This is a genomic window from Pseudomonas sp. RHF3.3-3 (assembly GCF_048069595.1).
GTDB lineage: Bacteria > Pseudomonadota > Gammaproteobacteria > Pseudomonadales > Pseudomonadaceae > Aquipseudomonas > Aquipseudomonas fuscovaginae_B.
This window is the reverse complement of sequence record NZ_CP182250.1, coordinates 3,803,005-3,827,354: the sequence shown is the minus strand read 5'-3', so window position 1 is coordinate 3,827,354 and position 24,350 is coordinate 3,803,005. Positions and strand designations below refer to the sequence as shown.

The 24,350-nt window shown below is 63.8% G+C and carries 19 protein-coding genes; 8 read left to right on the top strand and 11 right to left on the bottom strand.

Annotated features, from left to right (window positions below; genetic code table 11):
* Positions 1-21: 21 nt before the first annotated feature.
* The 3 genes from ACMGT0_RS16735 to ACMGT0_RS16725 form a co-directional block, all read right to left on the bottom strand.
* On the bottom strand, positions 22-546 hold the full coding sequence (locus ACMGT0_RS16735; protein WP_054059536.1) for a tetratricopeptide repeat protein: 525 nt from the start codon (positions 544-546) through the stop codon (positions 22-24).
* A 231-nt stretch (positions 547-777) separates the two neighbouring features.
* Entirely contained in the window at positions 778-1,341 is a 564-nt protein-coding gene (locus tag ACMGT0_RS16730; RefSeq protein WP_054059543.1) for a TetR/AcrR family transcriptional regulator, read from the bottom strand.
* A 171-nt stretch (positions 1,342-1,512) separates the two neighbouring features.
* Positions 1,513-3,150, bottom strand: a complete 1,638-nt coding sequence (locus ACMGT0_RS16725) for a methyl-accepting chemotaxis protein (protein WP_054059535.1) — start codon at positions 3,148-3,150, stop codon at positions 1,513-1,515.
* A gap of 216 nt (positions 3,151-3,366) precedes the next feature.
* On the opposite strand from ACMGT0_RS16725, the gene pssA reads away from it, so the two are divergent.
* Positions 3,367-4,710: a CDP-diacylglycerol--serine O-phosphatidyltransferase gene (gene pssA / locus ACMGT0_RS16720; protein WP_054059534.1), complete on the top strand. Its 1,344-nt coding sequence runs from the start codon at positions 3,367-3,369 to the stop codon at positions 4,708-4,710.
* Positions 4,711-4,790: 80 nt separating this feature from the next.
* Here the strand turns inward: pssA and efeO (ACMGT0_RS16715) are convergent, their stop codons facing one another.
* From efeO (ACMGT0_RS16715) to ACMGT0_RS16695, 5 genes are all read right to left on the bottom strand, one after another.
* Positions 4,791-5,615: an iron uptake system protein EfeO gene (gene efeO / locus ACMGT0_RS16715; protein ID WP_054059533.1), complete on the bottom strand. Its 825-nt coding sequence runs from the start codon at positions 5,613-5,615 to the stop codon at positions 4,791-4,793.
* A gap of 25 nt (positions 5,616-5,640) precedes the next feature.
* On the bottom strand, positions 5,641-6,957 hold the full coding sequence (efeB, locus tag ACMGT0_RS16710) for an iron uptake transporter deferrochelatase/peroxidase subunit (RefSeq protein ID WP_054059532.1): 1,317 nt from the start codon (positions 6,955-6,957) through the stop codon (positions 5,641-5,643).
* 18 nt (positions 6,958-6,975) lie between these two features.
* The gene (gene efeO, locus ACMGT0_RS16705) at positions 6,976-8,169 is read right to left on the bottom strand and encodes an iron uptake system protein EfeO (protein ID WP_416769011.1); all 1,194 of its coding nucleotides are present in this window, start codon (positions 8,167-8,169) and stop codon (positions 6,976-6,978) included.
* An 8-nt stretch (positions 8,170-8,177) separates the two neighbouring features.
* The gene (efeU, locus tag ACMGT0_RS16700) at positions 8,178-9,020 is read right to left on the bottom strand and encodes an iron uptake transporter permease EfeU (protein WP_054059530.1); all 843 of its coding nucleotides are present in this window, start codon (positions 9,018-9,020) and stop codon (positions 8,178-8,180) included.
* A 216-nt stretch (positions 9,021-9,236) separates the two neighbouring features.
* Entirely contained in the window at positions 9,237-9,929 is a 693-nt protein-coding gene (locus ACMGT0_RS16695) for an aspartate/glutamate racemase family protein (protein WP_054059529.1), read from the bottom strand.
* A 77-nt stretch (positions 9,930-10,006) separates the two neighbouring features.
* Between ACMGT0_RS16695 and ACMGT0_RS16690 the strand changes: the two genes are divergently transcribed.
* Positions 10,007-10,798, top strand: a complete 792-nt coding sequence (locus ACMGT0_RS16690; RefSeq protein ID WP_054059528.1) for a helix-turn-helix domain-containing protein — start codon at positions 10,007-10,009, stop codon at positions 10,796-10,798.
* A 9-nt stretch (positions 10,799-10,807) separates the two neighbouring features.
* Here ACMGT0_RS16690 and ACMGT0_RS16685 read toward each other — a convergent pair whose 3' ends face one another.
* Together ACMGT0_RS16685 and ccoN are read right to left on the bottom strand one after the other, a co-directional pair.
* Positions 10,808-11,032 (bottom strand): hypothetical protein, encoded by a 225-nt coding sequence (locus tag ACMGT0_RS16685; RefSeq protein WP_054059527.1) that lies wholly within the window; start codon positions 11,030-11,032, stop codon positions 10,808-10,810.
* A gap of 26 nt (positions 11,033-11,058) precedes the next feature.
* Positions 11,059-12,486, bottom strand: a complete 1,428-nt coding sequence (gene ccoN, locus ACMGT0_RS16680; protein WP_054059526.1) for a cytochrome-c oxidase, cbb3-type subunit I — start codon at positions 12,484-12,486, stop codon at positions 11,059-11,061.
* Between the two features lie 382 nt (positions 12,487-12,868).
* Between ccoN and tpx (ACMGT0_RS16675) the strand changes: the two genes are divergently transcribed.
* The 6 genes from tpx (ACMGT0_RS16675) to ACMGT0_RS16650 all read left to right on the top strand — a co-directional run bounded on the left by tpx (ACMGT0_RS16675) (position 12,869) and on the right by ACMGT0_RS16650 (position 23,204).
* Complete coding sequence (gene tpx / locus ACMGT0_RS16675; protein WP_054059525.1) at positions 12,869-13,369, top strand: thiol peroxidase; 501 nt, start codon at positions 12,869-12,871, stop codon at positions 13,367-13,369.
* A 169-nt stretch (positions 13,370-13,538) separates the two neighbouring features.
* A complete protein-coding gene (gene tpx, locus ACMGT0_RS16670) occupies positions 13,539-14,039 on the top strand; it encodes a thiol peroxidase (RefSeq protein WP_054063282.1) in 501 nt (166 codons plus the stop codon).
* A gap of 177 nt (positions 14,040-14,216) precedes the next feature.
* A complete protein-coding gene (locus ACMGT0_RS16665) occupies positions 14,217-15,518 on the top strand; it encodes an MdtA/MuxA family multidrug efflux RND transporter periplasmic adaptor subunit (protein ID WP_054059523.1) in 1,302 nt (433 codons plus the stop codon).
* Positions 15,515-18,616: an MdtB/MuxB family multidrug efflux RND transporter permease subunit gene (locus ACMGT0_RS16660; RefSeq protein WP_054063283.1), complete on the top strand. Its 3,102-nt coding sequence runs from the start codon at positions 15,515-15,517 to the stop codon at positions 18,614-18,616. The genes ACMGT0_RS16665 and ACMGT0_RS16660 overlap by 4 nt, the downstream gene beginning before the upstream one ends.
* Positions 18,613-21,714 carry an efflux RND transporter permease subunit gene (locus ACMGT0_RS16655; RefSeq protein ID WP_054059521.1) on the top strand — a complete coding sequence of 1,034 codons (3,102 nt, stop codon included), beginning with the start codon at positions 18,613-18,615 and terminating at the stop codon, positions 21,712-21,714. The genes ACMGT0_RS16660 and ACMGT0_RS16655 overlap by 4 nt, the downstream gene beginning before the upstream one ends.
* Positions 21,711-23,204 carry an efflux transporter outer membrane subunit gene (locus ACMGT0_RS16650; protein ID WP_416769010.1) on the top strand — a complete coding sequence of 498 codons (1,494 nt, stop codon included), beginning with the start codon at positions 21,711-21,713 and terminating at the stop codon, positions 23,202-23,204. Before ACMGT0_RS16655 ends, ACMGT0_RS16650 begins: the two co-directional genes overlap by 4 nt.
* A gap of 56 nt (positions 23,205-23,260) precedes the next feature.
* Here the strand turns inward: ACMGT0_RS16650 and ACMGT0_RS16645 are convergent, their stop codons facing one another.
* A complete protein-coding gene (locus ACMGT0_RS16645) occupies positions 23,261-24,337 on the bottom strand; it encodes a GGDEF domain-containing protein (RefSeq protein WP_416769009.1) in 1,077 nt (358 codons plus the stop codon).
* Positions 24,338-24,350 lie beyond the last annotated feature (13 nt).

Below are 24,350 nucleotides of genomic sequence, written 5' to 3'. Positions count from 1 at the left end.
AGCCTCCGCGTTTTTCGGTGTTCAGGCCTGGGTCGGATGGGCGATGGCGTCGGCCAGGTCTTCATACTCTTCGCACTGGGTGCCACAGAGTGACTTGATGGCCTGCAACTGCTCCCGGGCGAGATCCAGGCGACCCTTGATCACATAGGCTTCACCCAGGTATTCGCGGACCTGAGCGTAGTTCGGATCGAGCTTGACCGCCTGCAGGTAATAGCCGATGCCTTCGTCGGTGCGTCCCAGCTTGCGGGTGGCATAGCCGCGATAGTTCAGGGCCTTGGCGGTATCGGGATTCTTCAGGGTATCGAGGACGTTCAGCGCTTCCTGGTACTGCTGGTCCTTGGCCAGGCTGTAGGCGTAGTCGGCGCGCGCGTCATCGCTGGCGCGGCTGCTCACCAGGGGTTCGCATTTGTTGGTTTTCGGATTCCAGACCTGCTGGCTGGTGCATTTGGGCTTGGGTGGCGCCGGCTCGTCGCCGGAGGCCAGTGCCAGGTTGCTCGACAGGGCAACCAGCGCGGAAACGATCAAGGTGCTTTTGCGAAGGCTCATGGTAGTGCTCCAGAGAATGGGCAACGATGAGAACGCCTGGGCGCCAGGTTTTATTCGATACCTCGGAAAATTATTTTATGCGGTGCTCCATCGGGCTCCCGGTTCCCGTTGCCGTAGGAGCGCAACCCGTGCCCGTGTTCCAGACTGTTGCAGGGTTTTATCCAGGCGAGAGCCGGCGGGGCCGGACAAACGCCATTCGTGCAGAGGCTGTGGTTGGCGCTCAAGCCGCTGTCAGAGCGCCAATAACTGGCGTGCCATGCATTGCGCATTTTCGGCTGCACTGTGGTCACCCATGACCAGTGCCACGGTAATGGCGCCGTCGATCAGGATCAGCAATTGCCGGGCAACCACCAACGGATCGTCGATGCCATGGGCTTCACAGAGCTCGACGAGGTAGTCGAGCAGTTTCTGCTTGTGTTCCTTGGCCAGCAGGCGCACCGGGTCCTGCGGGTCGCCGGTTTCGCCGGCGGTGTTGATGAAGGCACAGCCACGAAAGCCTTCCGAGGCGAACCAGCCACCCAGCACGCTGAACAGGTTGAGCAGGCGTTCGCCGCTGGTGGGGGCCTTGTCGACTTCATCGCGGTACCACTGCATCCAGCGGATATCGCGCCGGCGCAAGGCCTCGATAGTGAGGTCATCCTTGGTGCCGAAGTGCCTGTAGATGCTCTTGCGTGCCACGCCGGAGGTCCTGACCAGCAGGTCGATCCCGGTGGCATGGATGCCGCCCTGGTAGATCAGCTTTTCGGCCGTTTCCAGAAGGGTCTCGCGAGTAGGGTTGGGTATGTTCTCGTTCATGGGCACGATGGTGGAACGATCGTTCTCAATGGTCAATCCCCCTTGCAGGAATATTTGCCGGCGGCCGGAGCCGTGGCGCTGCCCAGGGGCCCGGGCCGGGTGGTGGGACTGTGTCGGGCAAGCCTGCTGCCACAGTATGACGGGGACATCAGACTGTGGCAGCGCGGGAGGTCAGACCCTGAAGAAACTGACCTTGCGTGTCAGGTTGTCGGCCAGCGCCGACAGCTCGCGGCTGGACAGGGCGACCTGGTTGGAGCCGACCGAGGTCTCCACGGCGGCATTGTGGATGCGGCTGATGTTCTGGCTCACTTCCTGGGTCGCGACCCCTTGCTGGGTCGAGGCACTGGCGATCTGCGCGTTCATGTCGTTGATTGCACCGACTTCCTGGCGGATACGGACCAGCGCATCCTCGGCGACGCGGGTCTGCTCGACGGTACGCTGGGCCAGTTCCCGGCTGTTGCGCATGATTTCGGCGGTGTCGCTGGCGCCGGCCTGCAGCTGCCCGACCATCTCGCGGATCTCCCGGGTCGAATCCTGGGTGCGGTTCGCCAGGGAGCGCACCTCGTCCGCCACCACGGCGAAACCCCGTCCGGCTTCGCCGGCGCGGGCGGCCTCGATGGCCGCGTTCAGGGCCAGCAGGTTGGTACGCTCGGCAATCGAATTGATCACCTCGACCACGTTTTCGATGGCCTGGCTGTCATGGGACACCCGCCCGACGGACTCGGCGGCGTTATCGAGCACTTCGGCCAGGCGCTGCATGTCGCTGGCGGTGGTCTGCACCACCTGCTTGCCGCTTTCCACCGCCTGGTCGGCAGCGTTGCTGGCCTGTGCGGCGTTCTGCGCGTAGGCGGCGATTTCGTGCACCGTGGCCGCCATCTGGTTGACCGCGGTGGCCATGCGTTCGGTTTCCCCGGTCTGCACGCGCATCTGCTCGTTGTTGCTCTCGGAACTGGCCAGCAGTTGCGAGGACGAGCCCATCAGGTCGTGGGCCACGGCGCGCACCTGGGTGATGGTTTCGGCCAGGTGGCGGTTGCTGGTCTTCAGTGCGCCCATGACGCTGTTGGGGTGGCGGGTGTCGATCACGCCGTCGAGTTGCCCGTTGGCCAGTTGCCGGATCGCGTCGGCGACGGCTTCCGGCTCGGCGCCGAGGGTCGACTTGAGGTTGCGGATGATCAGTGCCGAGACCAGCACGCTGAGCAGGATGGCGACGGTGGTGACCAGCAGCATCAGCGTGGCGAAGTGGCTGGCGGTGGTGCGCACTTCGGCCAGTTGCTTGCCGATCGAGGCCTCCTCCCAGTCGATCAGGGCGTTGATACGCTTGAGCCATTCCTTGTAGGCCGGCGAAATATCGCTCAGCAGGAAGGCCTGGGCCTTGTCCATGTCGCCCTGTCGGCGCAGCTCGATCAGGCGGGAGGTGAGGGCCAGGGTGCTCCGTTCGGTGCTCTTGATGTCGTCCAGCAGGCGGCGCTCGGCATCCGAGGCGCCCATCCTGGCGAAGATCGCGTCCATCGGTTGTGCCGAGGCCTGGTAATCGGCGTTCAGTTTCTCGATGTTGTTCAGATGGGTCTGCAGGCCGGCATCGTCACGCACCAGCACGGCATCGCGGATGGCGATGGCACGGTCATGCACGCTGCCGCGGAAGTTGATCGCGTAACGTTGCTTGACCGCGCTGTCGTCGCTGACATCGGTCAGCGTCGAGTCGATCAGGCCAACACGATTGACCCCGATCAGGGTTACCAGGATCAGCAGCGAAAGCACCAGCCCAAACCCCAATCCAAGGCGTTTGGCGATTGTCAGAGAGCGGGGCATTTCAGGTTTCCTTAGCGTAAACGCAGGATTGATATCAGAGAGCCATTATCTGGGTAGACTTGTAGCCTGTTACAAGGGGGCATTCCAATTTGTTTTTATCTATCGCCGCGATGGACGTTGCATCCCGGCGTTGGCAACAATGCCCTGCTTGAACACGAGCATCCGGGACAATGCATGGTGTAAGCTCACGTCTTCTCCGAATTCGACCCGAGCCCTATGCCGTCGCTTTTCAAACGCGCCCTGTTACCCAAACTGCGCAGCTTCCCGCTGACCGCCGACTCCCTCACCATCCTGCCCTCGGCTGCCGAGTTCCGGCGTTGTCTGCTGGAGCGGATTGCCGCGGCACGGCAGCGCATCACCCTGGTGGCGTTGTACCTGCAGGAAGACGAGGCCGGGCAGGAGATCCTCGATGCCCTGCATGCGGCCAAGGCGGCGCGTCCGGAGCTGGAGATCGCCGTGGTGGTCGACTGGCTGCGCGCGCAACGCGGGCTGATCGGTGCCGCGAAGCAGCCGGGTAATGCCGCCTGGTACCAGGCACAGACCCGCGCCCATGAAACCGAAGTGCCGATCTATGGGGTGCCGGTGCAGACCCGCGAACTGTTCGGCGTGCTGCACCTCAAGGGCTTCATCATCGACGACTGCGTCATCTATAGTGGCGCGAGCCTGAACAACGTCTACCTGCACAAGTTCGACAAGTACCGTTTCGACCGCTACCACCTGCTGCACAACCAGGCGTTGGCCGATTCGATGCAGGGGCTTGTGCGCAAGGAGTTGCTGGCTTCCCATGCGGTCTGCCGCCTGGATCTGCCGAGCCTGCCGAGCACCCGTAGCCTGCGCGGTGGCATCGGCGACCTGCGCAGCCGCTTGAAAAGCGCCCAGTACGACACCCGCGCCGGCGGTGAGCCGAGCTTCAGCCTGTCGGTCAGCCCGTTGCTGGGGCTGGGCAAGAACAATCCGCTGAGCCGGGTGATCTGCGAGCTGATCGCCGCCAGCCAGTTGCAACTGACCATCTGCACGCCGTATTTCAACCTGCCGTTGGCGGTGACCCGGGAAATCAACCGGGCGCTGGAGCGCGGGGTGAAGATCGACATCATCGTCGGCGACAAGACCGCCAACGACTTCTATATTCCGCCGAGCCAGCCGTTCAAGGTGATCGCGGCGTTGCCGTACCTGTACGAAATCAGCCTGCGGCGTTTCGCCAAGCGCCATCAGGCGGCGATCGACAAGGGCTTGCTCAACCTGCACCTGTGGCGTGATGGTGACAATACCTACCATCTGAAGGGCATGTGGGTCGACCAGCGCTACACCCTGCTGACCGGCAACAACCTCAACCCACGGGCGTTCCGCCTGGACCTGGAAAACGCCTTGCTGATCGACGATCCGCGCAGCGAGTTGCTGGAAGTGCGGGCACGGGAGCTGCAATTGATCCTGGAGAACACCCGGCGTATCGGCAGCTTCCGTGAGCTGGAGACGTTGGTCGACTACCCGGAGGCAGTGGGCAAGTTCCTGCGGCGGGTGAGCCGGGTGAAGATCGAGCGATTGCTCTATCGGATACTCTGATCCGTTGTGGGCGCCGAATTCATTGCGGCGTCGCGAAGAATCCCTCCCGGGCACGCGCAGGCGCCCGGGAGGGCAGGGCCTCAGTTCAGGCCCAGCTTGCCGCGCAGGGTCGACAGGTCTTCAGCCAGGGTGTTGACCGGGCCGACCAGGGCCTTGCGGTCATTGTCCTTGACCTTGTCATAGGTCTCGAAACCACCGTCCTTGGTCTTGTACTTGGCCAGGATCTTGTCCACGGTGGCAAAGTTCTTGTCGACCTTGGCGGCGAAAGCCTTGTCCTGCTTCTCGATCTGTGGGCGGAACAGGTCGACGATTTTCTTCGCGCCGTCGATGTTGCCCTGGAAGTCATACAGGTCGGTGTGGCTGTAACGGTCTTCCTCGCCGGAGATCTTGGTGGCGGCCACTTCTTCGAGCAGGGCGGCAGCGCCACCGACGACTTTCTCGGGCGGGAAGGTCAGGCTGGCCACACGCGATTGCAGTTCCTTGACGTTCTTGTCCAGGCCGTCGGCCAGTTCGCCCAGGCCCTGGGTCGAGTTTTCGGAGAACAGGCTGTATTCCAGGCGGTGGAAGCCGGTGAAGTCTTCGGCCTTGACGCCTTTTTCGTGATCGTCGACACGCGAGTCGATGGCTGCGTCCAGGTCACTGAACAGCTCGGCGATCGGCTCGATCGACTCGTAGTGAACGCGGGTCGGCGCGTAGAGCTTCCTGGCGGTCGCCAGGTCGCCTTTCTTCACGGCATCGGTGAACTGCTGGGTCTTGCTGGCCAGTTCGTCCAGTTGCTCGGTGACGTAGATCTTGTAGTCCGAAACCGGGCCGACCAGGTCCAGCGGTGCGGTGGCCGCGAAGGCCGAGAGCGGAGTGTGCAGCAGGCCGACGGCCAACAACAAAGCAAGAGGCGACTTCTTCATGAGAACTTCCCGGGTGAGTTAAGGGTCAAGCCGTGGTTTTTTGTTGTGTTGCAGAAAGCAGCGAGCGACCGATGAAGTCCTGGTCGCCGGTGACGCCCGGCAAGGTGAAGAAATAACCGCCACCGATAGGCTTGAGGTATTCCTCCAGGGGCTCGCCGTTGAGCCGGGTCTGGACGGTGATGAAGCCCTGTTCCAGGTCCGATTGGTAGCAGATGAACAGCAGGCCCATCTCCAGCTGGCCGTTCTTGCTGACCCCGTTGGAGTAGTTGAACGGCCGGCGCAGGATCAGGTTGCGCTGGGTCTCGGCGGTACGCGGGTTGGCCAGGCGGATATGGGCATCGAGCTTGGTCAGCTTGCCTTCAGGGTCCCTGGTGTAGTCCGGCACCTGGGTTTCCTTCTGGCCGCCCATGGGCGCGCCGGTGCTCTTGACCCGGCCGATGATGCTTTCCTGCTCCTGCAGCGGGGTACGGTCCCAGCGCTCGACCAGGTTGCGGATGATCCGCACCGCCTGGTAGCTGCCGTTGGCGGCCCAGGCCGGTTCGTCGCTGCCCGGCTGGACCCAGACGATCCGGTCCATGGCGCTGGCGTCGTTGGAGTCAGGGTTGGCCGAGCCGTCACGGAAACCGAGGAAGTTGCGTGCGCTCTGGGCCGGCTCGCCAGGCTTGGTCGGGGCCTGTGGCGGTACGGTGCCTTCCTGTTTCCAGCGCACCAGCAGCAGGTCCGGCGTGTTCTTGACGATGTCGCGCAGGGCGTGAATGTTGGTGTCCGGGGTGTTGGAGCAGAACTGGATGCTCAGGTCACCGTGGCACAGGTCCGGTTGCAGCGCATCGTTGGGGAAGCCGACCATCTGGATCAGGCGCTTGGGCTTGACCGACTCCAGGCCGAACCGCTCGTCGAACAGCGAGTGGCCGACCGACACGGTGATGGTCAGGTTGTCTGGCGTGACGACCGGGCCGAGGATGCCGGAGTCCAGGGGCGGCAGCTTCGGATCGACCTGTTTCACCGCGCCGCCATTCATCAGGAAAGCGATGCGTTCGTTGAGGGTGCGGAACAGCCGTTCCAGGTCCTTGCGGTCACTGGCCAGGACGTCGAAGGCGACGATCATGCCGGCGGCCGGGCGCGGGGTGACGATGCCGGTCTGGTGCTTGCCGTGGAAATCGTGGCGGTCCTGGGTCTTGTCGCTGCTCGGCGCCTGGGTGACCTGGGCCTGGGCTTGCGCCGCCGCCATGGCCGGGCAGCTCAGGGCACTGCCGGCGATGGCCGCGCCGGCCACGCCCATGCCCAGCAGGACACGCCGGCGGTCAGCGGAAAATTCTTTGTTGCGCTGTGGTGAATCGCTCATGTACGGCTCGTCTGCTGATTAAAGGCCGGAGAGGCCAAGGGCGGGATCGATTCCATCGAGTGCATCGGCCAGAGCCTTGGCCTTGTCGGCAATCTGCTTGCGTTTTTCGGCGCCGACGGTGTCGTAAGTGGCATAGCTGTCGCCGCTGCGCAGGCCGTTGAATTCGGCGTCGAGGGCCACGGCCGCGCTGTCGAGCCTGGGCAGCAGCTCGGGTGCCGATTTCACCAGCAGCGGCCGCAGCAGCTCGATGACCTTGCGAGTGGCCTGCAGGTTGGCGGCGAAACCGTTCAGGTCGACATGGCTGTAGCGTTCTTCCTCGCCGTTGCCGCCACGGGTATCGGCAATGCTGCGCATGCTGCGGGCGACGATGCTGACCAGTTGCTCCGGTGGCAGCGACTGGGCCAGCAGTTGTTGCCTGAGGGTGGTCACATCGGCCTGCAGCCGCTCGGCCACCGGCTTCAGACCGTCGACGCTGCGCTGCTGGAACAGGCCGTACTCGATCCGGTGGAACCCAGCGAAGCCTGGGTCCTGCTCACGTTTTTCGTAGTAGTCGGCGCGGGCGTTGATGCCGTTGTCCAGTTCGGCGAAACGCTGGGCGGCGGGCGCCAGGCGCTGGTAGGCGGCACGGGCCGGCACATAGAGTGCCTGGGCCTGGGCCAGGTCGCCGGCGTTGATTGCCTGCTGCAGGGCGTCGACGGCCTTGATCAGGGCGCTGCCCTGGGTGCTGAGGTAGACGCGGAACTCCGACAGCGGGCCGATGAACGCGGTCATCGAGGGGCGCGCCTTGGCGGCGGCTTCCGAAGCGGCGGTCGGGGTGACGTGCAGGGTGCCACGCGGGTTGCTCAGCAGGCCGCAGGTGATCGCGTAGTCGCCGGGAGCGAGGTTGGCGTTGATTACCTGGCTCAGGCCCGGGGCGATGTTCTCGCGCTCTTCGACCACCAGCACGCCATCGAGGATTTCCCATTCCACCGCACGGTCGGACTTGTTGACGATGCGGAAGCTGTTCAATCCGGCCGGTACGCTCAGCGCGTTCGGGTCGCAGCTGTGAGCGAGGATATTGACCGTGATTTCGTTGTGATGGCTCTGACGCTTGCTCGCGGCCAACTGCGAGGCGTAGTAGAACAGTCCACCGGCCGCGATCATCACGATCACCGAGCCGGCTACCGCCCAGCGCAAGGCCTGGGGAGGTTTGCCAGTTGCAGGGTTGGACATGGGTAACCTTACGGGTTGGGAACGGAAGAAGTTTGCTTGGCGGCCGGCGGTGAGGCCGGGATGAAGAACATCACCAGGGCGATCACCAGGTACAGCAGGTAGGCGCTCAATACGCTGACGGTCGGTGCGTCCTGGTAGCCGAACATGCCGGCCAACACCGAGCCGGCCGGGCCGTCCATCGGCAGCGTGGCACTGATGTCGAAGACCACGTCCTGCAGGTGATTCCACAGGCCGGCCTCATGCAGTGCCTGCACCGAGTTGGCCAGGATGCCGGCCGCGACCACCAGGATGAACAGGCCGGTCCAGCGGAAGAACAGACCCAGGTTCAAGCGCATGCTGCCGGTATAGATGGCGAAGCCGACGAGGATCGCCAGGAGCAGGCCGAGCAGGGCGCCGATCGGTGCGCCCGGGCCTTCGCTCTGCTGAAACACTGCCAGCAGGAAGAACACGGTTTCCAGGCCTTCGCGGGCCACGGCGAAGAACACCATGGCGATCAGTGCCCAGACCTGATGTTTCGAACCCGCCAGGGCCTGGTCGAGGGAAACGTGCAGGGCGTGCTTGATGGAGCGCGAGACCTTGCGCATCCAGAACACCATCGAGCTGAGGATGCCGACGGCCACCAGGCCGACGATGCCTTCGAACAGTTCCTGCTGCTTTTGCGGGAATTCGGCGCTCACCAGTTCCAGGCCACCACCGACCAGCAGGGCCAGGGCCGCAGCGAGAAACACCCCGATCCAGACGGCGGGCATCCATTGGCCACGGCCGGTCTGCTTGAGGTAACTGGCAATGATGCCAACGATGAGCGCGGCTTCGATGCCTTCGCGCAACATGATCAGAAAGGGAACCAGCATTCGGCAAGCACGTCCGTTACTTAAAGTGGATAGTAATTTGTAACATAATGATACTCATTACTAAACAGCTTTTGCCGCCGCTAGCTGAACCGTGGCTGAACGGTTGGGGAGGGAAGGGGCCGGCTTGTTGACGATAGCGGTGTATCAGCAAGCCGAGGCGTTACCGAGAGGTCGCTATCGCCAGCAAGCCGGCTCCTGCAAGGGATTGAGCCGCGGTCAGGAGCCCAGCGCGAAATCGACCGCCGCCAGCGCGTGCAATTCGGTGGTATCGAGCAGTGGCAGGCGACTGTCCGCGGGCTTGATCAGCAGACCGATTTCCGTGCAGCCGAGAACGATCGCCTCGGCACCGCGAGCGGCCAGCCCCTCTATCACCTGTTGGTAGACCTGCCGGGAATCCTCCTTGATGACCCCGACACACAGCTCGTCATAAATGATCCGATGGACCGCCTGGCGCTGCACCGCCTCGGGAACCAGCACCTGCAGCCCCTGGGCCGCCAGCCGCTGCTTGAGGAAATCCTGTTCCATGGTGAAGGCGGTCCCGAGCAGGCCGACTTTTCGGACGCCAGCGGCGAGAGCCGCTTGCCCGGTCGGCGTGGCGATATGCAGGAAGGGGATGTCCACGGCTTCCTCGATCTGCTGCGCCAGCCGGTGCATGGTGTTGGTACACAGCACCACGCACTCGGCACCGCCGGCCTGCAAGCGACGCGCCGCATCCTGCAGGATCAGCCCGGCATCGTCCCAGCGCCCGGCGTGCTGGGCCTGTTCGACAGGCCCGAAGTCGACGCTGTACATTAGCAGCGGCGCCGAGCGCAGCGGGCCGAGTCGTGAGCGGACCTGCTGGTTGATGATCCGGTAGTACTCGGCGCTGGACTCCCAGCTCATGCCGCCGATAAGGCCGATGGTGCGCATGTGGTGCTCCTGTCGATAAGGGGTTGCCGCGGCAGTCTGCGCGCTGGCGTCGATCATGATCTATCAGGAAATTTCAGATGCCCGGACAACGCCCCGGCGTGTTTCCCCTGCCAGCCCGTTCGCTGTTGGAGGGCCGCCTGTGTCTGCAACTGTTGCCGCGTTCCGCCTATAGCGGTCGGGATCCGGTGCAGTGGCAGACCCTGGGCATTGCCCTGGAGCATCAGTGGGGTGTGCACGCGATCGATTCCGACCGACGCGTGGACTTCGACACCCCTCCCGGCACCCTGGCCCTGACGCCGCCGGGTGTCGAGGTGTTTTCCGAGTCCGCCGAAGGTGGCGAGTATCTGCTGGTGCGCTGGCAACTCGAGGATGAACGGCCGCGGATACAACGCCGGCTGGAGAGTACCGGGCACGCACGAGGCTTGGCCCTGGGGCGGCAACTGCGCCGCCTGTTGCTGGAGCCGGACGGTGATCCGCTGCGGCTGGAGGCGACGGCACTGGAGTTTGTCGGCTTGTGCGATTCGATGCCGGCCGGCAATCCTCGACCGCGGGACTTTGCGGGGGTACTGCGCCGTTTTGCCGAGGATTTCGCCCAACCCTTGAGCCTGGCCCAGTTGGCGGCGGGGCAAGGGCAGTCGCAACTGCGCTTTCTGCGGGACTTCACCCGGGCCGTTGGCATGACGCCCCATGCCTATCTGCTGGAGGTTCGGGTGCAGGCGGCCCGGCGGATGATCGAGAGCGCTGACAGGCCGCTGGCGGAGATTGCCCTCGATTGCGGTTTTGCCCACCAGTCCCACCTGGGCAGCGCGTTTCGCAAGGTGCTGGGGATCACGCCTGGAAATTACCGCAGGCGTGTCACGGTTCGTTAACCTGCCACCCTACATATCCATTGGCGTCCACTCCCTGGTTGGCGGCTCCTCGACCATTGCCTTCGGCACCACCTTGCCCGTCGCCTGTTCAACCCGCTGCGCCACCTCCGGATCGTCGGAGAACAGCATCAGGCTGGCGTCATCCAGACTCTTTTCCGATTGATCCCGCAAGCAGTAGCCGATTCCCAGGTACAGCGAAACCACCGCCATCAGATTCAAGCCGATTTCCAGCATCGTCCTCTCCTTTTGTCCGTCAGCACTCAGGCAATCTGCGCCGCCTGCCGGGCCAGCGCGGTATCCGCCACCCGCACCGTGCGCCAGGTGTTGTAGGCCATCAGCAGCATGCCGCCGAGGAAGAACACTCCACCGACGAAGCGCACGACAAACCCGGGATGGCTGGCCAGCAAGGCCTCGACGAAGGAGTAGGTGAGGGTGCCGTCCTCGTTCACGGCCCGCCACATCAGGCCCTGGGTGATGCCGTTGACCCACATCGAGGCGATGTACAGCACCGTGCCGATGGTCGCCAGCCAGAAATGCAGGTTGATCAGCCCGACGCTGTGCATCTGCTCACGACCGAACACCCTGGGGATCATGTGGTAGAGAGAACCGAAGGTGATCATCGCCACCCAGCCCAGCGCGCCGGCATGGACGTGGCCGATGGTCCAGTCGGTGTAGTGGGAGAGGGCGTTGACGGTCTTGATCGCCATCATCGGGCCCTCGAAGGTCGACATGCCGTAGAACGCCAGGGACAGCACCAGAAAGCGCAGGATCGGGTCGGTGCGCAGCTTATGCCAGGCGCCGGAGAGGGTCATCATGCCGTTGATCATGCCGCCCCAGCTCGGTGCCAGCAGGATCAGCGACATGGCCATGCCCAGCGATTGCGCCCAGTCCGGCAGGGCGGTGTAGTGCAGGTGGTGGGGACCTGCCCAGATGTACAGGGTGATCAGCGCCCAGAAGTGGACGATGGACAGGCGATAGGAGTACACCGGCCGGCCGACCTGCTTGGGCACGAAGTAATACATCATGCCGAGAAAGCCGGTGGTCAGGAAGAAGCCTACCGCGTTGTGCCCGTACCACCACTGCACCATGGCATCGGTCGCGCCGGAATAGACCGGGTAGGACTTGAACCAGTCCACCGGGATCGACAGGTGATTGACCACATGCAACATGGCGATCACCAGGATGAAGGCGCCGAAGAACCAGTTGCCGACGTAGATGTGCCGGGTCTTGCGCCGTACCACGGTGGTGAAGAACACGATGGCATAGGCGACCCAGACCAGCGCCATCCACACCGCGCCGCTGAACTCGATCTCGGCGTATTCCTTGGTGGTGGTGTAGCCCAGCGGCAGGCTGACGAACATGATCACGATCACCGCCTGCCAGCCCCAGAAGGTGAAGGCGGCCAGGGTATCGCTGTACAACCGTACCTGACAGGTACGCTGCACCGCGTAGTAGCTGGCGGCGAACTGCGCGCTGCCGGCGAAACCGAAGATCACCAGGCTGGTGTGCAGCGGGCGCAGGCGGCCGAAGGTGGTCCAGGGCAGGTCGAGGTTCATTTCCGGCCAGACCAGTTGCGAAGCGATCAGCACGCCCATCGCCATGCCGATCACGCCCCAGAACACGGTGGCGATGACGAATTGTCGGACCACCTTGTAGTTATAGGCTTCTGCGTTTGCTGCTGTACTCATGCTCACGTCTTCCACGGTTGCCAGATCCTGCCAGGCCACCCCGGCCCGACATGGGACGGACTGTAGGAACTGCCGCGCAGGCAAAACAGACTCAGAAATGGCTCATTCATACGGATCAGGCTTTTATCCGGCGTGGATGGGCGATGATCTCGCCTGATATGGGTTTTGCTGAAAGTGGCTGTCCTGTTTGCTGGTATCAGGGGGACAGGGCGGCCCCAGGAGAGTGGCGGCAGTTTTCCGCGCAAGTTCCTACAGTAAAAAGCTGCATTTCAGATTTGCCGGACCGGCGCGGGTGTGCGAATTTGTCGCTCCCCCCATAGGTCGATCGGCGCTTTCGTGCTTAACTTCGACCTCTTCAAATATTTCTGGAAGGATTTCGTTCATGGCTCAAGTCACCCTCAAAGGCAATCCGGTCAAGGTCAACGGCCAACTGCCACAGGTCGGCTCCAAGGCCCCGGCCTTTTCCCTGGTCAACGCCGGCCTGGCCGATGTCACCCTGGAAAGCTTTGCCGGCAAGCGCAAGGTGCTGAACATTTTCCCAAGCGTCGACACCCCGACCTGTGCCACCTCCGTGCGCAAGTTCAACGCCCAGGCCAACGACGTGGCCAACACCGTGGTGCTGTGCATCTCGGCTGACCTGCCTTTCGCCCAGGCCCGCTTCTGCGGCGCCGAAGGCCTGGAAAACGTACAGAACCTGTCGACCCTGCGGGGTCGCGAGTTCATCGAGAACTACGGCGTGGCCATCGCCGAAGGCCCGCTGACCGGCCTGACCGCCCGTGCGGTGGTGGTGCTGGACGAGAACAACAACGTCCTGCACAGCGAATTGGTAGGCGAGATCGCCGACGAGCCGAACTACGATGCGGCCCTGGCTGTCTTGAAGTAAGCGGCGACCTCAGTCACCCACGGCCTGGCCTCGTCCAGGCCGTTTTTGTTTGTGCAGTGCTCTAGCGTGGGCCTGGTGCTGTGACAATTTGTGTTTGGGCGTAGGTGTCGCCGCCATATCGTGGTTAACTTCGACCCTTCCTCTACAACCGTTCAAAAGGATTCGCCGCATGGCTCAAGTGACGCGCAGGGGTGTGGTGGTGCAGGTCAATGGCGAACTGCCGCTCCCCGGCACCCGGGCACCCGCATTCTCCCTGGTGAACAAGGACCTGGCGGATGTCGCCCTCAGCGACTTCGCCGGCCAGCGCAAGGTGCTGAACATCTTCCCCAGCGTCGACACACCGACCTGCGCCAAGTCGGTCCGTGCCTTCAACGCCCACGCCAACGGGCTGAACAATACCGTGGTGCTGTGCATTTCCGCTGACCTGCCGTTCGCCCAGGCGCGCTTCTGCGGTGCCGAAGGCCTGGAGAAGGTGCAGAACCTGTCGACCTTGCGCGGTGCTCGATTCATGCAAGACTACGGCGTAGCCATCGCCGACGGGCCGCTCACGGGCCTCACCGCCCGGGCCGTGCTGGTACTCGACGAGCAGGACCAGGTGCTGCACAGCGAACTGGTCGCCGATATCGGCCAGGAACCCGACTACGTCGCCGCTCTCGCTGTCCTGCAGTAAGCGACCTTGCATTTATTCACGGCCTGTCCCTGTCCAGGCCGTTTTTCATTTGCGTTTCAGTGCCTTGCCCAAAGGTCGAAGAACGTCATGCAAAGGTAAATTGCCGGTAAAGGCACTTTGCATGAAACATTTGAGTGCTTATCTTTCAGGCTCCTAAGGAAGAAGCTCTCGCCCACAATGGTTGATCACTCCATGCAATCCTCTGCTCCTCGCAAATCCCGTCGTTGGCTGTTCGGCCTGTTCACCGTGTTGATCATCGCGGCGCTGTGCTGGCATTTCTGGCCGGCCGGCGAGCACAAGACCGAACACAAGCCGGCAGGGCATACCGGCAAGACGGGCATGATGCGCCCGGGCTTCGGCGCCTCCACCGGGCCGGTACCGGTGCGCGTGGCTCCGGCGACCGTCGGCGATTTCCCGCTCTATTACAAGGCGCTGGGCACCGTGACTGCGCTGAACACGGTCAATGTGCGGGCGCAGGTGGGCGGCCAACTGGTCAAGATCAATTTCCAGGAAGGGCAGATGGTCAAGGCCGGCGACGTGCTCGCCGAAATCGACCCGCGCAACTATGAAAGCGCCTTGCTGCAGGCCCAGGGCACCCTATTGCAGAGCCAGGCCCAGTTGAAGAACGCCCAGGTCGACCTGCAGCGCTATCGCGGGCTGTATGCCGAGGACAGTATCGCCAAGCAGACCCTGGACACCGCCGAGGCCACCGTACTGCAGTACCAGGGCACGGTGAAGAACAACCAGGGCGCGGTCGACGCGGCCAAGCTGAACCTGGCGTTCACCAAGATTCGCGCACCGATTTCCGGACGCCTGGGCCTGCGCCAGCTGGACGTCGGCAACCTGCTGGCGGCCAACGACACCCAGGCCGTGGCCGTGATCACCCAGACCCAGCCGATCAGCGTGGCGTTCACCCTGCCGGAGAACAACCTGGACGTGGTGCTGCCGCGTTTCCGCAGTGGTGCGCACCTGCCGGCCGAAGCCTGGGATCGTGGTGATGTGAAGCTGCAGGCCACCGGCGTGCTGCAGAGCCTGGACAACCAGATCGACATCACCACCGGCACCCTGAAGTTCAAGGCGCTCTACGAGAACAAGGACCAGATCCTGTTCCCCAACCAGTTCGTCAACGTGCGCCTGCTGGCCGATACCCTGAAAGGCGTGATACTGGCGCCGAGCGCGGCGATCCAGTTCGGTACCGACGGGACCTTCGTCTATGCGCTGGAGGGTGACAAGAAGGTCAGGATTCGTCCGCTGAAGGTCGGGCCGAGTGACGGTAATGTCACTGTGATCACCTCGGGCCTGGCCGCCGGTGACCGGGTGGTGCTCGAAGGCACCGACCGCCTCAAGGATGGGGGCGAGGTGGAAGTGGTCAATGACAGCCAGGACGTACCGAGTACGCCAGCCGAACACTTGCACGGTGCCAAGGCCAAGGACGGCGAAGCGGGTACTGACGCCAAGGCGAAAAAGGTCGGCGCATGAATCTCTCGCGGCTGTTCATTCTCCGCCCGGTAGCGACCACCCTGAGCATGCTGGCGATCGTCCTGGCCGGGGTGATTGCCTACCGGCTGCTGCCGGTGTCGGCACTGCCCCAGGTCGACTACCCGACGATCCGTGTCATGACCCTGTATCCGGGCGCCAGCCCGGACGTGATGACCAGCGCGGTCACCGCGCCGCTGGAGCGCCAGTTCGGGCAGATGCCCGGGCTGACCCAGATGGCTTCCACCAGTTCCGGCGGTGCCTCGGTACTGACCCTGCGCTTCAACCTCGACATCAACATGGATGTCGCCGAGCAGCAGGTCCAGGCGGCGATCAACGCCGCGACCAACCTGCTGCCCAAGGATCTGCCGGCACCGCCGGTGTACAACAAGGTCAACCCGGCGGATACCCCGGTGCTGACCCTGGCGATCACTTCGAAAACCATGCTGCTGCCCAAGCTCAATGACCTGGTCGACACGCGCATGGCGCAGAAGATCGCCCAGATCAGTGGTGTCGGCATGGTCAGCATCGCCGGTGGTCAGCGCCAGGCGGTGCGGATCAAGGTCAACCCCGAGGCCCTGGCGGCCAACAGCCTGAACCTGTCCGACGTGCGCACGCTGATCGGCGCCTCCAACGTCAACCAGCCCAAGGGCAACTTCGACGGCCCGACCCGGGTGTCGATGCTCGATGCCAACGACCAGTTGCGTTCACCCAAGGAATACGCCGAGCTGATTCTCGCCTACAAGAACGGCGCGCCGTTGCGCCTGAAGGACGTGGCCGAGATCGTCGACGGTGCGGAAAACGAGCGTCTGGCGGCCTGGGCCAACCAGAGCCAGGCGGTATTGCTGAATATCCAGCGCCAGCCGGGGGCCAACGTCATCGAGGTGGTCGACCGGATCAAGGCGCTGCTGCCGAGCATCACCGACAACCTGCCGGCCGGCATCGACGTCGCCGTGCTCACCGACCGCACCCAGACCATCCGTGCTTCGGTGACCGACGTACAGCATGAACTGCTGATCGCCATCGCCCTGGTGGTGATGGTCACGTTCCTGTTCCTGCGCCGGGCCAGCGCCACCATTATTCCATCGGTGGCGGTGCCACTGTCGTTGATCGGTACCTTCGGCGTGATGTACCTGGCCGGCTTCTCGATCAACAACCTGACGCTGATGGCCCTGACCATCGCCACCGGTTTCGTGGTCGACGATGCCATCGTCATGCTGGAAAACATCTCGCGCTTCATCGAGGAGGGTGACAGCCCGATGCAGGCGGCGCTCAAGGGCGCGAAGCAGATCGGTTTCACCCTGGTGTCGCTGACCCTGTCGCTGATCGCGGTACTGATCCCGCTGCTGTTCATGGCCGATGTGGTGGGGCGGTTGTTTCGCGAGTTCGCCATTACCCTGGCGGTGGCCATCCTGATTTCCCTGGTGGTCTCGCTGACCCTCACACCGATGATGTGCGCGCGTCTGCTCAAGCGTGAACCCAAGGAACAGGAGCAGGGGCGTTTCTACCGGGCCAGCGGTGCCTGGATCGACTGGCTGATCGAGTCCTACGGACGCAAGCTGCAATGGGTATTGAGGAACCAGACGCTGACCCTGCTGGTGGCCGTCGGCACCCTGGCGCTGACCGTGTTCCTTTACCTGGTGGTGCCCAAGGGCTTCTTCCCGGTGCAGGATACCGGCGTGATCCAGGGTATTTCCGAGGCGCCGCAATCGGTGTCGTTCGCCGCCATGAGCCAGCGGCAACAGGAACTGGCCAAGGTGATCCTGGCCGACCCGGCGGTGGAAAGCCTGTCTTCCTATATCGGTGTCGACGGCGACAACGCCACGCTCAACAGCGGGCGGCTGCTGATCAACCTCAAGCCCCATCGTCAGCGAGACCTCAGCGCGGCGCAGGTGATCGCACGCCTGCAACCGGAGGTGGACCAACTGGTCGGCATCCGGCTGTACATGCAGCCGGTGCAGGACCTGACCATCGAGGATCGGGTCAGCCGCACCCAGTACCAGTTCAGCATGTCCTCGCCGGACGCCGACCTGCTCGCCGAATGGAGCGACAAGCTGGTCCACGCCCTGGCCCAGCGCCCGGAACTGACCGACGTCGCCAGCGACCTGCAGGACAAGGGCCTGCAGGTGTACCTGGTGATCGACCGCGATGCCGCCTCACGGCTCGGCGTGTCGGTCTCCGATATCACCGATGCGCTGTACGACGGTTTCGGCCAGCGGCAGATTTCCACCATCTACACCCAGGCCAGCCAGTATCGTGTGGTGCTCCAGGCCCAGGCGGGGGAGAAGATCGGCCCCGCCGCCCTCGATCAGATCCACGTCAAGACCACCAGCGGCAGTCAGGTCCGGCTGTCGAGTCTGGCGCGGATCGAGGAGCGCCAGGCGCAACTGGCGATCTCGCATATCGGCCAGTTCCCGGCGGTGACGATGTCGTTCAACCTGGCGCCGGGCGTCGCCCTGGGCAAGGGCGTCGAGATCATCGACCAGGTCAAGCAGGAGATCGGCATGCCGATCGGCGTGCAGACCCAGTTCCAGGGCGCCGCCGAAGCCTTCCAGGCCTCGCTGTCGAGCACCTTGCTGCTGATCCTGGCGGCGGTGGTGACCATGTACATCGTGCTCGGGGTGCTTTACGAGAGCTATATCCATCCGGTGACGATTCTCTCGACCCTGCCATCGGCCGCGGTGGGTGCCTTGCTGGCACTGATCCTCAGCGGCAATGACCTGGGCATGATCGCCATCATCGGCATCATCCTGCTGATCGGTATCGTCAAGAAGAACGCGATCATGATGATCGACTTCGCCCTTGACGCCGAACGCAACCAGGGCATCCCGCCCGAGCAGGCGATCTACCAGGCGGCGCTGCTGCGCTTCCGGCCGATCCTGATGACCACCCTGGCGGCGCTGTTCGGTGCCGTGCCGCTGATGCTGGCGACCGGCTCCGGCGCCGAACTGCGTCAGCCCCTGGGCCTGGTGATGGTCGGCGGGTTGCTGGTCAGCCAGGTGCTGACGCTGTTCACCACGCCGGTGATCTACCTGTTCTTCGATCGGCTGGGACGGCGCTGGGGGCGGCATCCGAGCCGCCTGGAGCAGGCCGACACATGAACCTTTCCGGACCCTTCATCCGCCGGCCGGTAGCGACCATGCTGCTGAGCCTGGCGATCGTCCTGCTCGGTGGCGTCAGCTTCGGCCTGTTGCCGGTATCGCCACTGCCGCAGATGGACTTCCCGGTGATCGTGGTCCAGGCCAGCCTGCCGGGTGCCAGCCCGGAAGTCATGGCCTCGACCGTGGCCACACCGCTGGAGCGCTCGTTCGGGGTGATCCCCGGCGTCAACACCATGAGCAGCCGCTCCAGCCAGGGTTCGACCCGGGTGATCCTGCAGTTCGACATGGACCGCGACATCAACGGCGCGGCGCGGGAGGTGCAGGCAGCCATCAACGCTTCGCGCAACCTGCTGCCCAGCGGCATGCGCAGCATGCCGACCTACAAGAAGGTCAACCCGTCCCAGGCGCCGATCATGGTGTTGTCGCTGACCTCCGACGTGTTGCAGAAGGGCCAGTTGTACGACCTGGCCTCGACCATCCTGTCCCAGAGCCTGTCCCAGGTGCCGGGCGTGGGCGAAGTGCAGATCGGCGGCAGTTCGCTGCCGGCGGTGCGCATCGAACTCGAACCCCAGGCGTTGAACCAGTACGGCGTGGCCCTGGACGATGTACGTACCACCATCGCCAACGCCAACGTGCGCCGGCCCAAGGGATCGCTGGAGGACGACCAGCGCAACTGGCAGGTGCAGGCCAACGACCAGTTGGAGAAGGCCAAGGACTACGAGCCGCTGATCATCCACTACCAGAACGGTGCGGCCCTGCGCCTGGGCGATGTGGCGAAGATCAAGGACAGCGTCGAGGACCGCTACAACAGCGGCTTCTTCAACAATGACGCCGCCGTGCTGCTGGTGATCAACCGCCAGGCCGGCGCCAACATCATCCAGACGGTCAACGAGATCAAGGCGCAGTTGCCGGCGTTGCAGGCGGTGTTGCCGTCCAGCGTCAAGCTGAACCTGGCCATGGACCGCTCGCCGGTGATCAAGGCGACCCTGCATGAAGCCGAGATGACCCTGCTGATCGCTGTCGCCCTGGTGGTGCTGGTGGTCTACCTGTTCCTCGGCAACTTCCGCGCGTCGCTGATCCCGACCCTGGCGGTGCCGGTGTCGCTGATCGGCACCTTCGCCATCATGTACCTCTACGGGTTCTCCCTGAACAACCTGTCGCTGATGGCGCTGATCCTCGCCACCGGCCTGGTGGTGGACGATGCCATCGTGGTGCTGGAGAACATCTCCCGGCATATCGACGAGGGTGTGTCGCCGATGAAGGCGGCCTACCTCGGGGCGAAGGAGGTCGGTTTCACCCTGTTGTCGATGAACGTTTCGCTGGTGGCGGTGTTCCTGTCGATCCTGTTCATGGGCGGCATCATCGAGAGCCTGTTCCGCGAGTTCTCGATCACCCTGGCGGCGTCGATCATAGTGTCTCTGGTAGTCTCCCTGACCCTGACGCCGATGCTCTGCGCCCGCTGGCTCAAGCCCCAGGGCGCGCAGACGCGCCTGCAGCGCTGGAGCGAGCAGGCCAACGAGCGCATGGTCAGCGCCTACGCCCGCAGCCTGGACTGGGTGTTGCGCCACCGGCGCCTGACCCTGCTCAGCCTGCTGGTGACCATCGCTGTCAACGTCGCACTGTACGTGGTGGTGCCCAAGACCTTCATGCCGCAGCAGGACACCGGGCAACTGATCGGTTTCATCCGCGGCGATGACGGCCTGTCGTTCGGCGTGATGCAACCGAAGATGGAGACGTTCCGCAAGGCGATCCTGGCCGACCCCGCGGTACAGAGCGTGGCCGGCTTCATCGGTGGCAACAACGGCACCAACAACGCTTTCATGCTGGTACGTCTCAAGCCGATCAAGGAACGCAACATCTCGGCGCAGAAGGTCATCGAGCGCCTGCGGGTCGAGATGCCCAAGGTCCCCGGCGCACGCCTGATGCTGATGGCCGACCAGGACCTGCAGTTCGGCGGCGGTCGCGAGCAGACCACCGCGCAGTACTCCTACATCCTGCAGAGCGACGACCTGGCGGCCCTGCGCGAGTGGTATCCGAAGGTGATCGCGGCGTTCAAGGGGCTGCCGGAACTGACCGCCATCGACGCCCGCGAAGGTCGCGGCGCGCAGCAGACCACCCTGGTGGTCGACCGCGATACCGCCAAGCGCCTGGGCGTCGACATGAGCATGGTCACCGCAGTGCTGAACAACGCCTACAGCCAGCGGCAGATCTCCACCATCTATGACAGCCTGAACCAGTACCAGGTGGTGATGGAGGTCAACCCGAAATACGCCCAGGATCCGGAAACCCTGAACCAGGTCAAGGTGATCGGCAGCGACGGCCAGCGCATTCCGCTGTCGGCCATCGCCCACTACGAGAACAGCCTGCAGGAAGACCAGGTCAGCCATGAGGGGCAGTTCGCCTCGCAAAGCCTGTCGTTCGACATGGCCCCGGGCGTGACGGTGGAGCAGGGCACGGCGGCGATCGAGCGGGCGGTGGCCAAGCTAGGCCTGCCGGAGTCGGTGATTGCCAAGATGGCCGGCACCAGCGATGCCTTTGCCGCCACCCAGAAAAGCCAGCCGTTCATGATTCTCGGCGCGCTGGTGGCGGTCTACCTGGTACTGGGGGTGCTCTACGAGAGCTACATCCATCCGCTGACCATCCTCTCGACCCTGCCTTCGGCCGGCGTCGGCGCCTTGCTCAGCATCTACCTGCTGGGCGGCGAGTTCAGCCTGATTTCCCTGCTCGGGCTGTTCCTGCTGATCGGTGTGGTGAAGAAGAACGCGATCCTGATGATCGACCTGGCCCTGCAACTGGAGCGCCATTCGGCGCTCGAGCCCCTGGCCTCGATCCGTGAAGCCTGTCTGCTGCGCCTGCGGCCGATCCTGATGACCACCCTGGCGGCGATCCTCGGTGCACTGCCGCTGCTGCTGAGCACCGCCGAAGGGGCGGAAATGCGCCAGCCGCTGGGCCTGACCATCATTGGCGGGCTGGTCTTCAGCCAGGTCCTGACCCTTTACACCACCCCGGTGGTTTACCTTTATCTCGACCGCCTGCGCCACCGTTTCAACGCCTGGCGTGGCGTCCGTACCGATGGTGCTCTGGAAACTCCGCTATGACTGACCACTCCTACTGCAATGCGACCGCCCGGGCCGCACAACGCCTGGAAATGGCCCGCGGCTCGCGCCTGCTGAGCCTGGCCCTGTGCGGGCTGATGCTCAGCGCCTGCGCCGTCGGCCCGGACTACAAGCGCCCGGAAGCCGCCACGCCGGCGCAGTACAAGGAAGCCGCCGGCTGGCGCCAGGCCCAGCCCAGCGACTCGCTGGCCCGTGGCGCCTGGTGGGAGCTGTATGGCGATCCGGTGCTCAATGGCCTGGTGGAAAAACTCAACAGCGGCAACCAGACCGTGGCCCAGTCCGAGGCGCAGTTCCGCCAGGCCCAGGCCCTGGTGCGCAGTTCCCGCGGGGCGTTCTTTCCCAGTGTCGACCTGAGCGCGGGCAAGACCCGTTCCAGCCAGGGCACCGGCAGCAGCAACTCAAGCCTGAGCAGTTCCGCGAGCGGGATTCGCGACACCTACAACGCGCAATTGGGCGTGAGCTGGGAAGCCGATGTCTGGGGCAAGCTGCGCCGCGGCCTCGAGGCGGACCAGGCGAGTGCCCAGGCGAGCTTCGCCGACCTGGCGGCGATGCGCCTGAGCCAGCAATCGGAACTGGTGCAGAACTACTTGCAACTGCGGGTGATCGATGAGCAGAAACGCCTGCTCGAAGCCACCGTGCAGGCCTATGAGCGCTCGCTGAAAACCACCGAGAACCAGTACCGCTTCGGCGTTTCGGACAAGGCCTCGATCGCCCAGGCGCAGACCCAGTTGAAAAGCGCCCAGGGCGACCTGATCGACCTGGCCTGGCAGCGCGCCCAGTTTGAAAACGCCATTGCTGTACTGACCGGCCAGGCACCGGCCGACTTCAAGCTGGCGGCCACCCGCGACGTTCCGGCGTTGCCACAGATTCCGCTGGGCCTGCCGTCGCAACTGCTGGAGCGGCGTCCGGATGTCGCCTCGGCGGAGCGCTCGGTGATTGCCGCCAACGCCAAGATCGGCGTGGCGAAGGCGGCCTACTACCCGGACCTGACCCTGAGCCTGTCCGGCGGCTACAGCAGCAGTACCTATGCCGACTGGATCAGCCTGCCGAACCGCTTCTGGTCGGTGGGGCCGAAACTGGCGATGACCCTGTTCGACGGCGGGCAGCGCTCGGCGGAAGTGGAACGGACCGAGGCGGTGTATGACCAGACTGTTGCCAAGTATCGCCAGACCGTGCTCGACGGTTTCCGCGAGGTGGAGAACTACCTGGTGCAGCTCAAGGTGATGGAGAACGAGGCGGTGGTGCGCCAGCAGGCGCTGGACTCGGCCCGTGAATCCCTGCGCCTGACCGAAAACCAGTACAAGGCCGGCCTGATCGCCTATCTGGATGTGGTCACCGTGCAGACCACCGCCCTGAGTAACGAGCGCAGCGTGCTGAGCCTGCTGCAGAGCCGGCTGATCGCCAGTGTGCAACTGATCGCCGCCCTCGGCGGGGGCTGGGACGGCGCCACCGGGCCGGTGGCCGCCAAGTAACCCGATCCCTGCGGTGGGCCTGTTCGCGGCCAGCCTGGCTGGCCAGCGCAACTCCGTCACTCAAAAAAGGTATAGCGGTCCTTGCCGCTGTGCTTGGAGCTGTAGAGCGCCTGGTCAGCCTTGACCAGTGCCGAGTTCAGCGTGTCCTGCGGCTCGATCCGGGCCAGGCCGATACTGATAGTCACCGGATACTCGGTCATCGCTTCACGCACCCGTCGGCACAGGCGCGCCATCAGTGCCTCGGCCTCGATACGGGGCATGCCGTGCAGGTACACTGCGAATTCCTCACCGCCCAGCCGGGCATACTCGAAGTCCCCCATCACCGTCTTGATGTCCGCCGCCACGCGCTTGAGCACTTCATCGCCGACGTCGTGGCCGTGCACGTCGTTGACCTTCTTGAAATTGTCGACATCAATCATTGCCAGGTACTGGGCATGATCCTGCGGCGTCGTGCGCAAGTGCTGCTGGGTCTTGCTCATGAACGAGCGTCGATTGGGAATGGCCGTCAGCACATCGATATAAGCCTGTTCCAGCAGCCGTCCAGCCATGATGTGGTTGTGCAGCTTGGCCTGTCGCAGCCTGAAGAAACTGTAGAGGGTAATTCCGGTGAGAAACAGCGAATAGCTGAGGATCAGCGCCCCCTTGAGCTCGTAGACGACGATCCCGGTCATGAAGAAGGGATCGAGCACTACCCAGCAAACGCCCACTGCGCAGAGAAATGACCAGCGACTCAACGGCAGTACCGAGGCACTGTAGAGAATGCTGGAGGCTGCAAGGATCTGCCACACCGCATGCTGTTCCCGGGGCAGACCCTCGATGACCAGGCGGATGCCCAGCGCGATCACGGCGACGAACACCAGGTTCAGCAGGTCGAAGTGCCGTGCCTGGCGCACGAAGCGTTGCAGGATCACCAGGGCGGTCAGGCTGGCGATGAACAGCAGGGACATCCAGGTGAAACCCTGGGCGCCAATGAAGCTGACGATCAGGTCGAACAGCAGCCAGATCCCCAGGCTGGCCAGGTAGATCAGGCTGCAGAAACCGCGCAGCCGTTCGAAATCGTGTTGCGCAAACTCCGCCTGGAGTGTCGGTGTAGGAGCCTGGCTGGTCACCTGGGCTTCAAGGGTCTTGAGCATTGCGGGCCTTGTT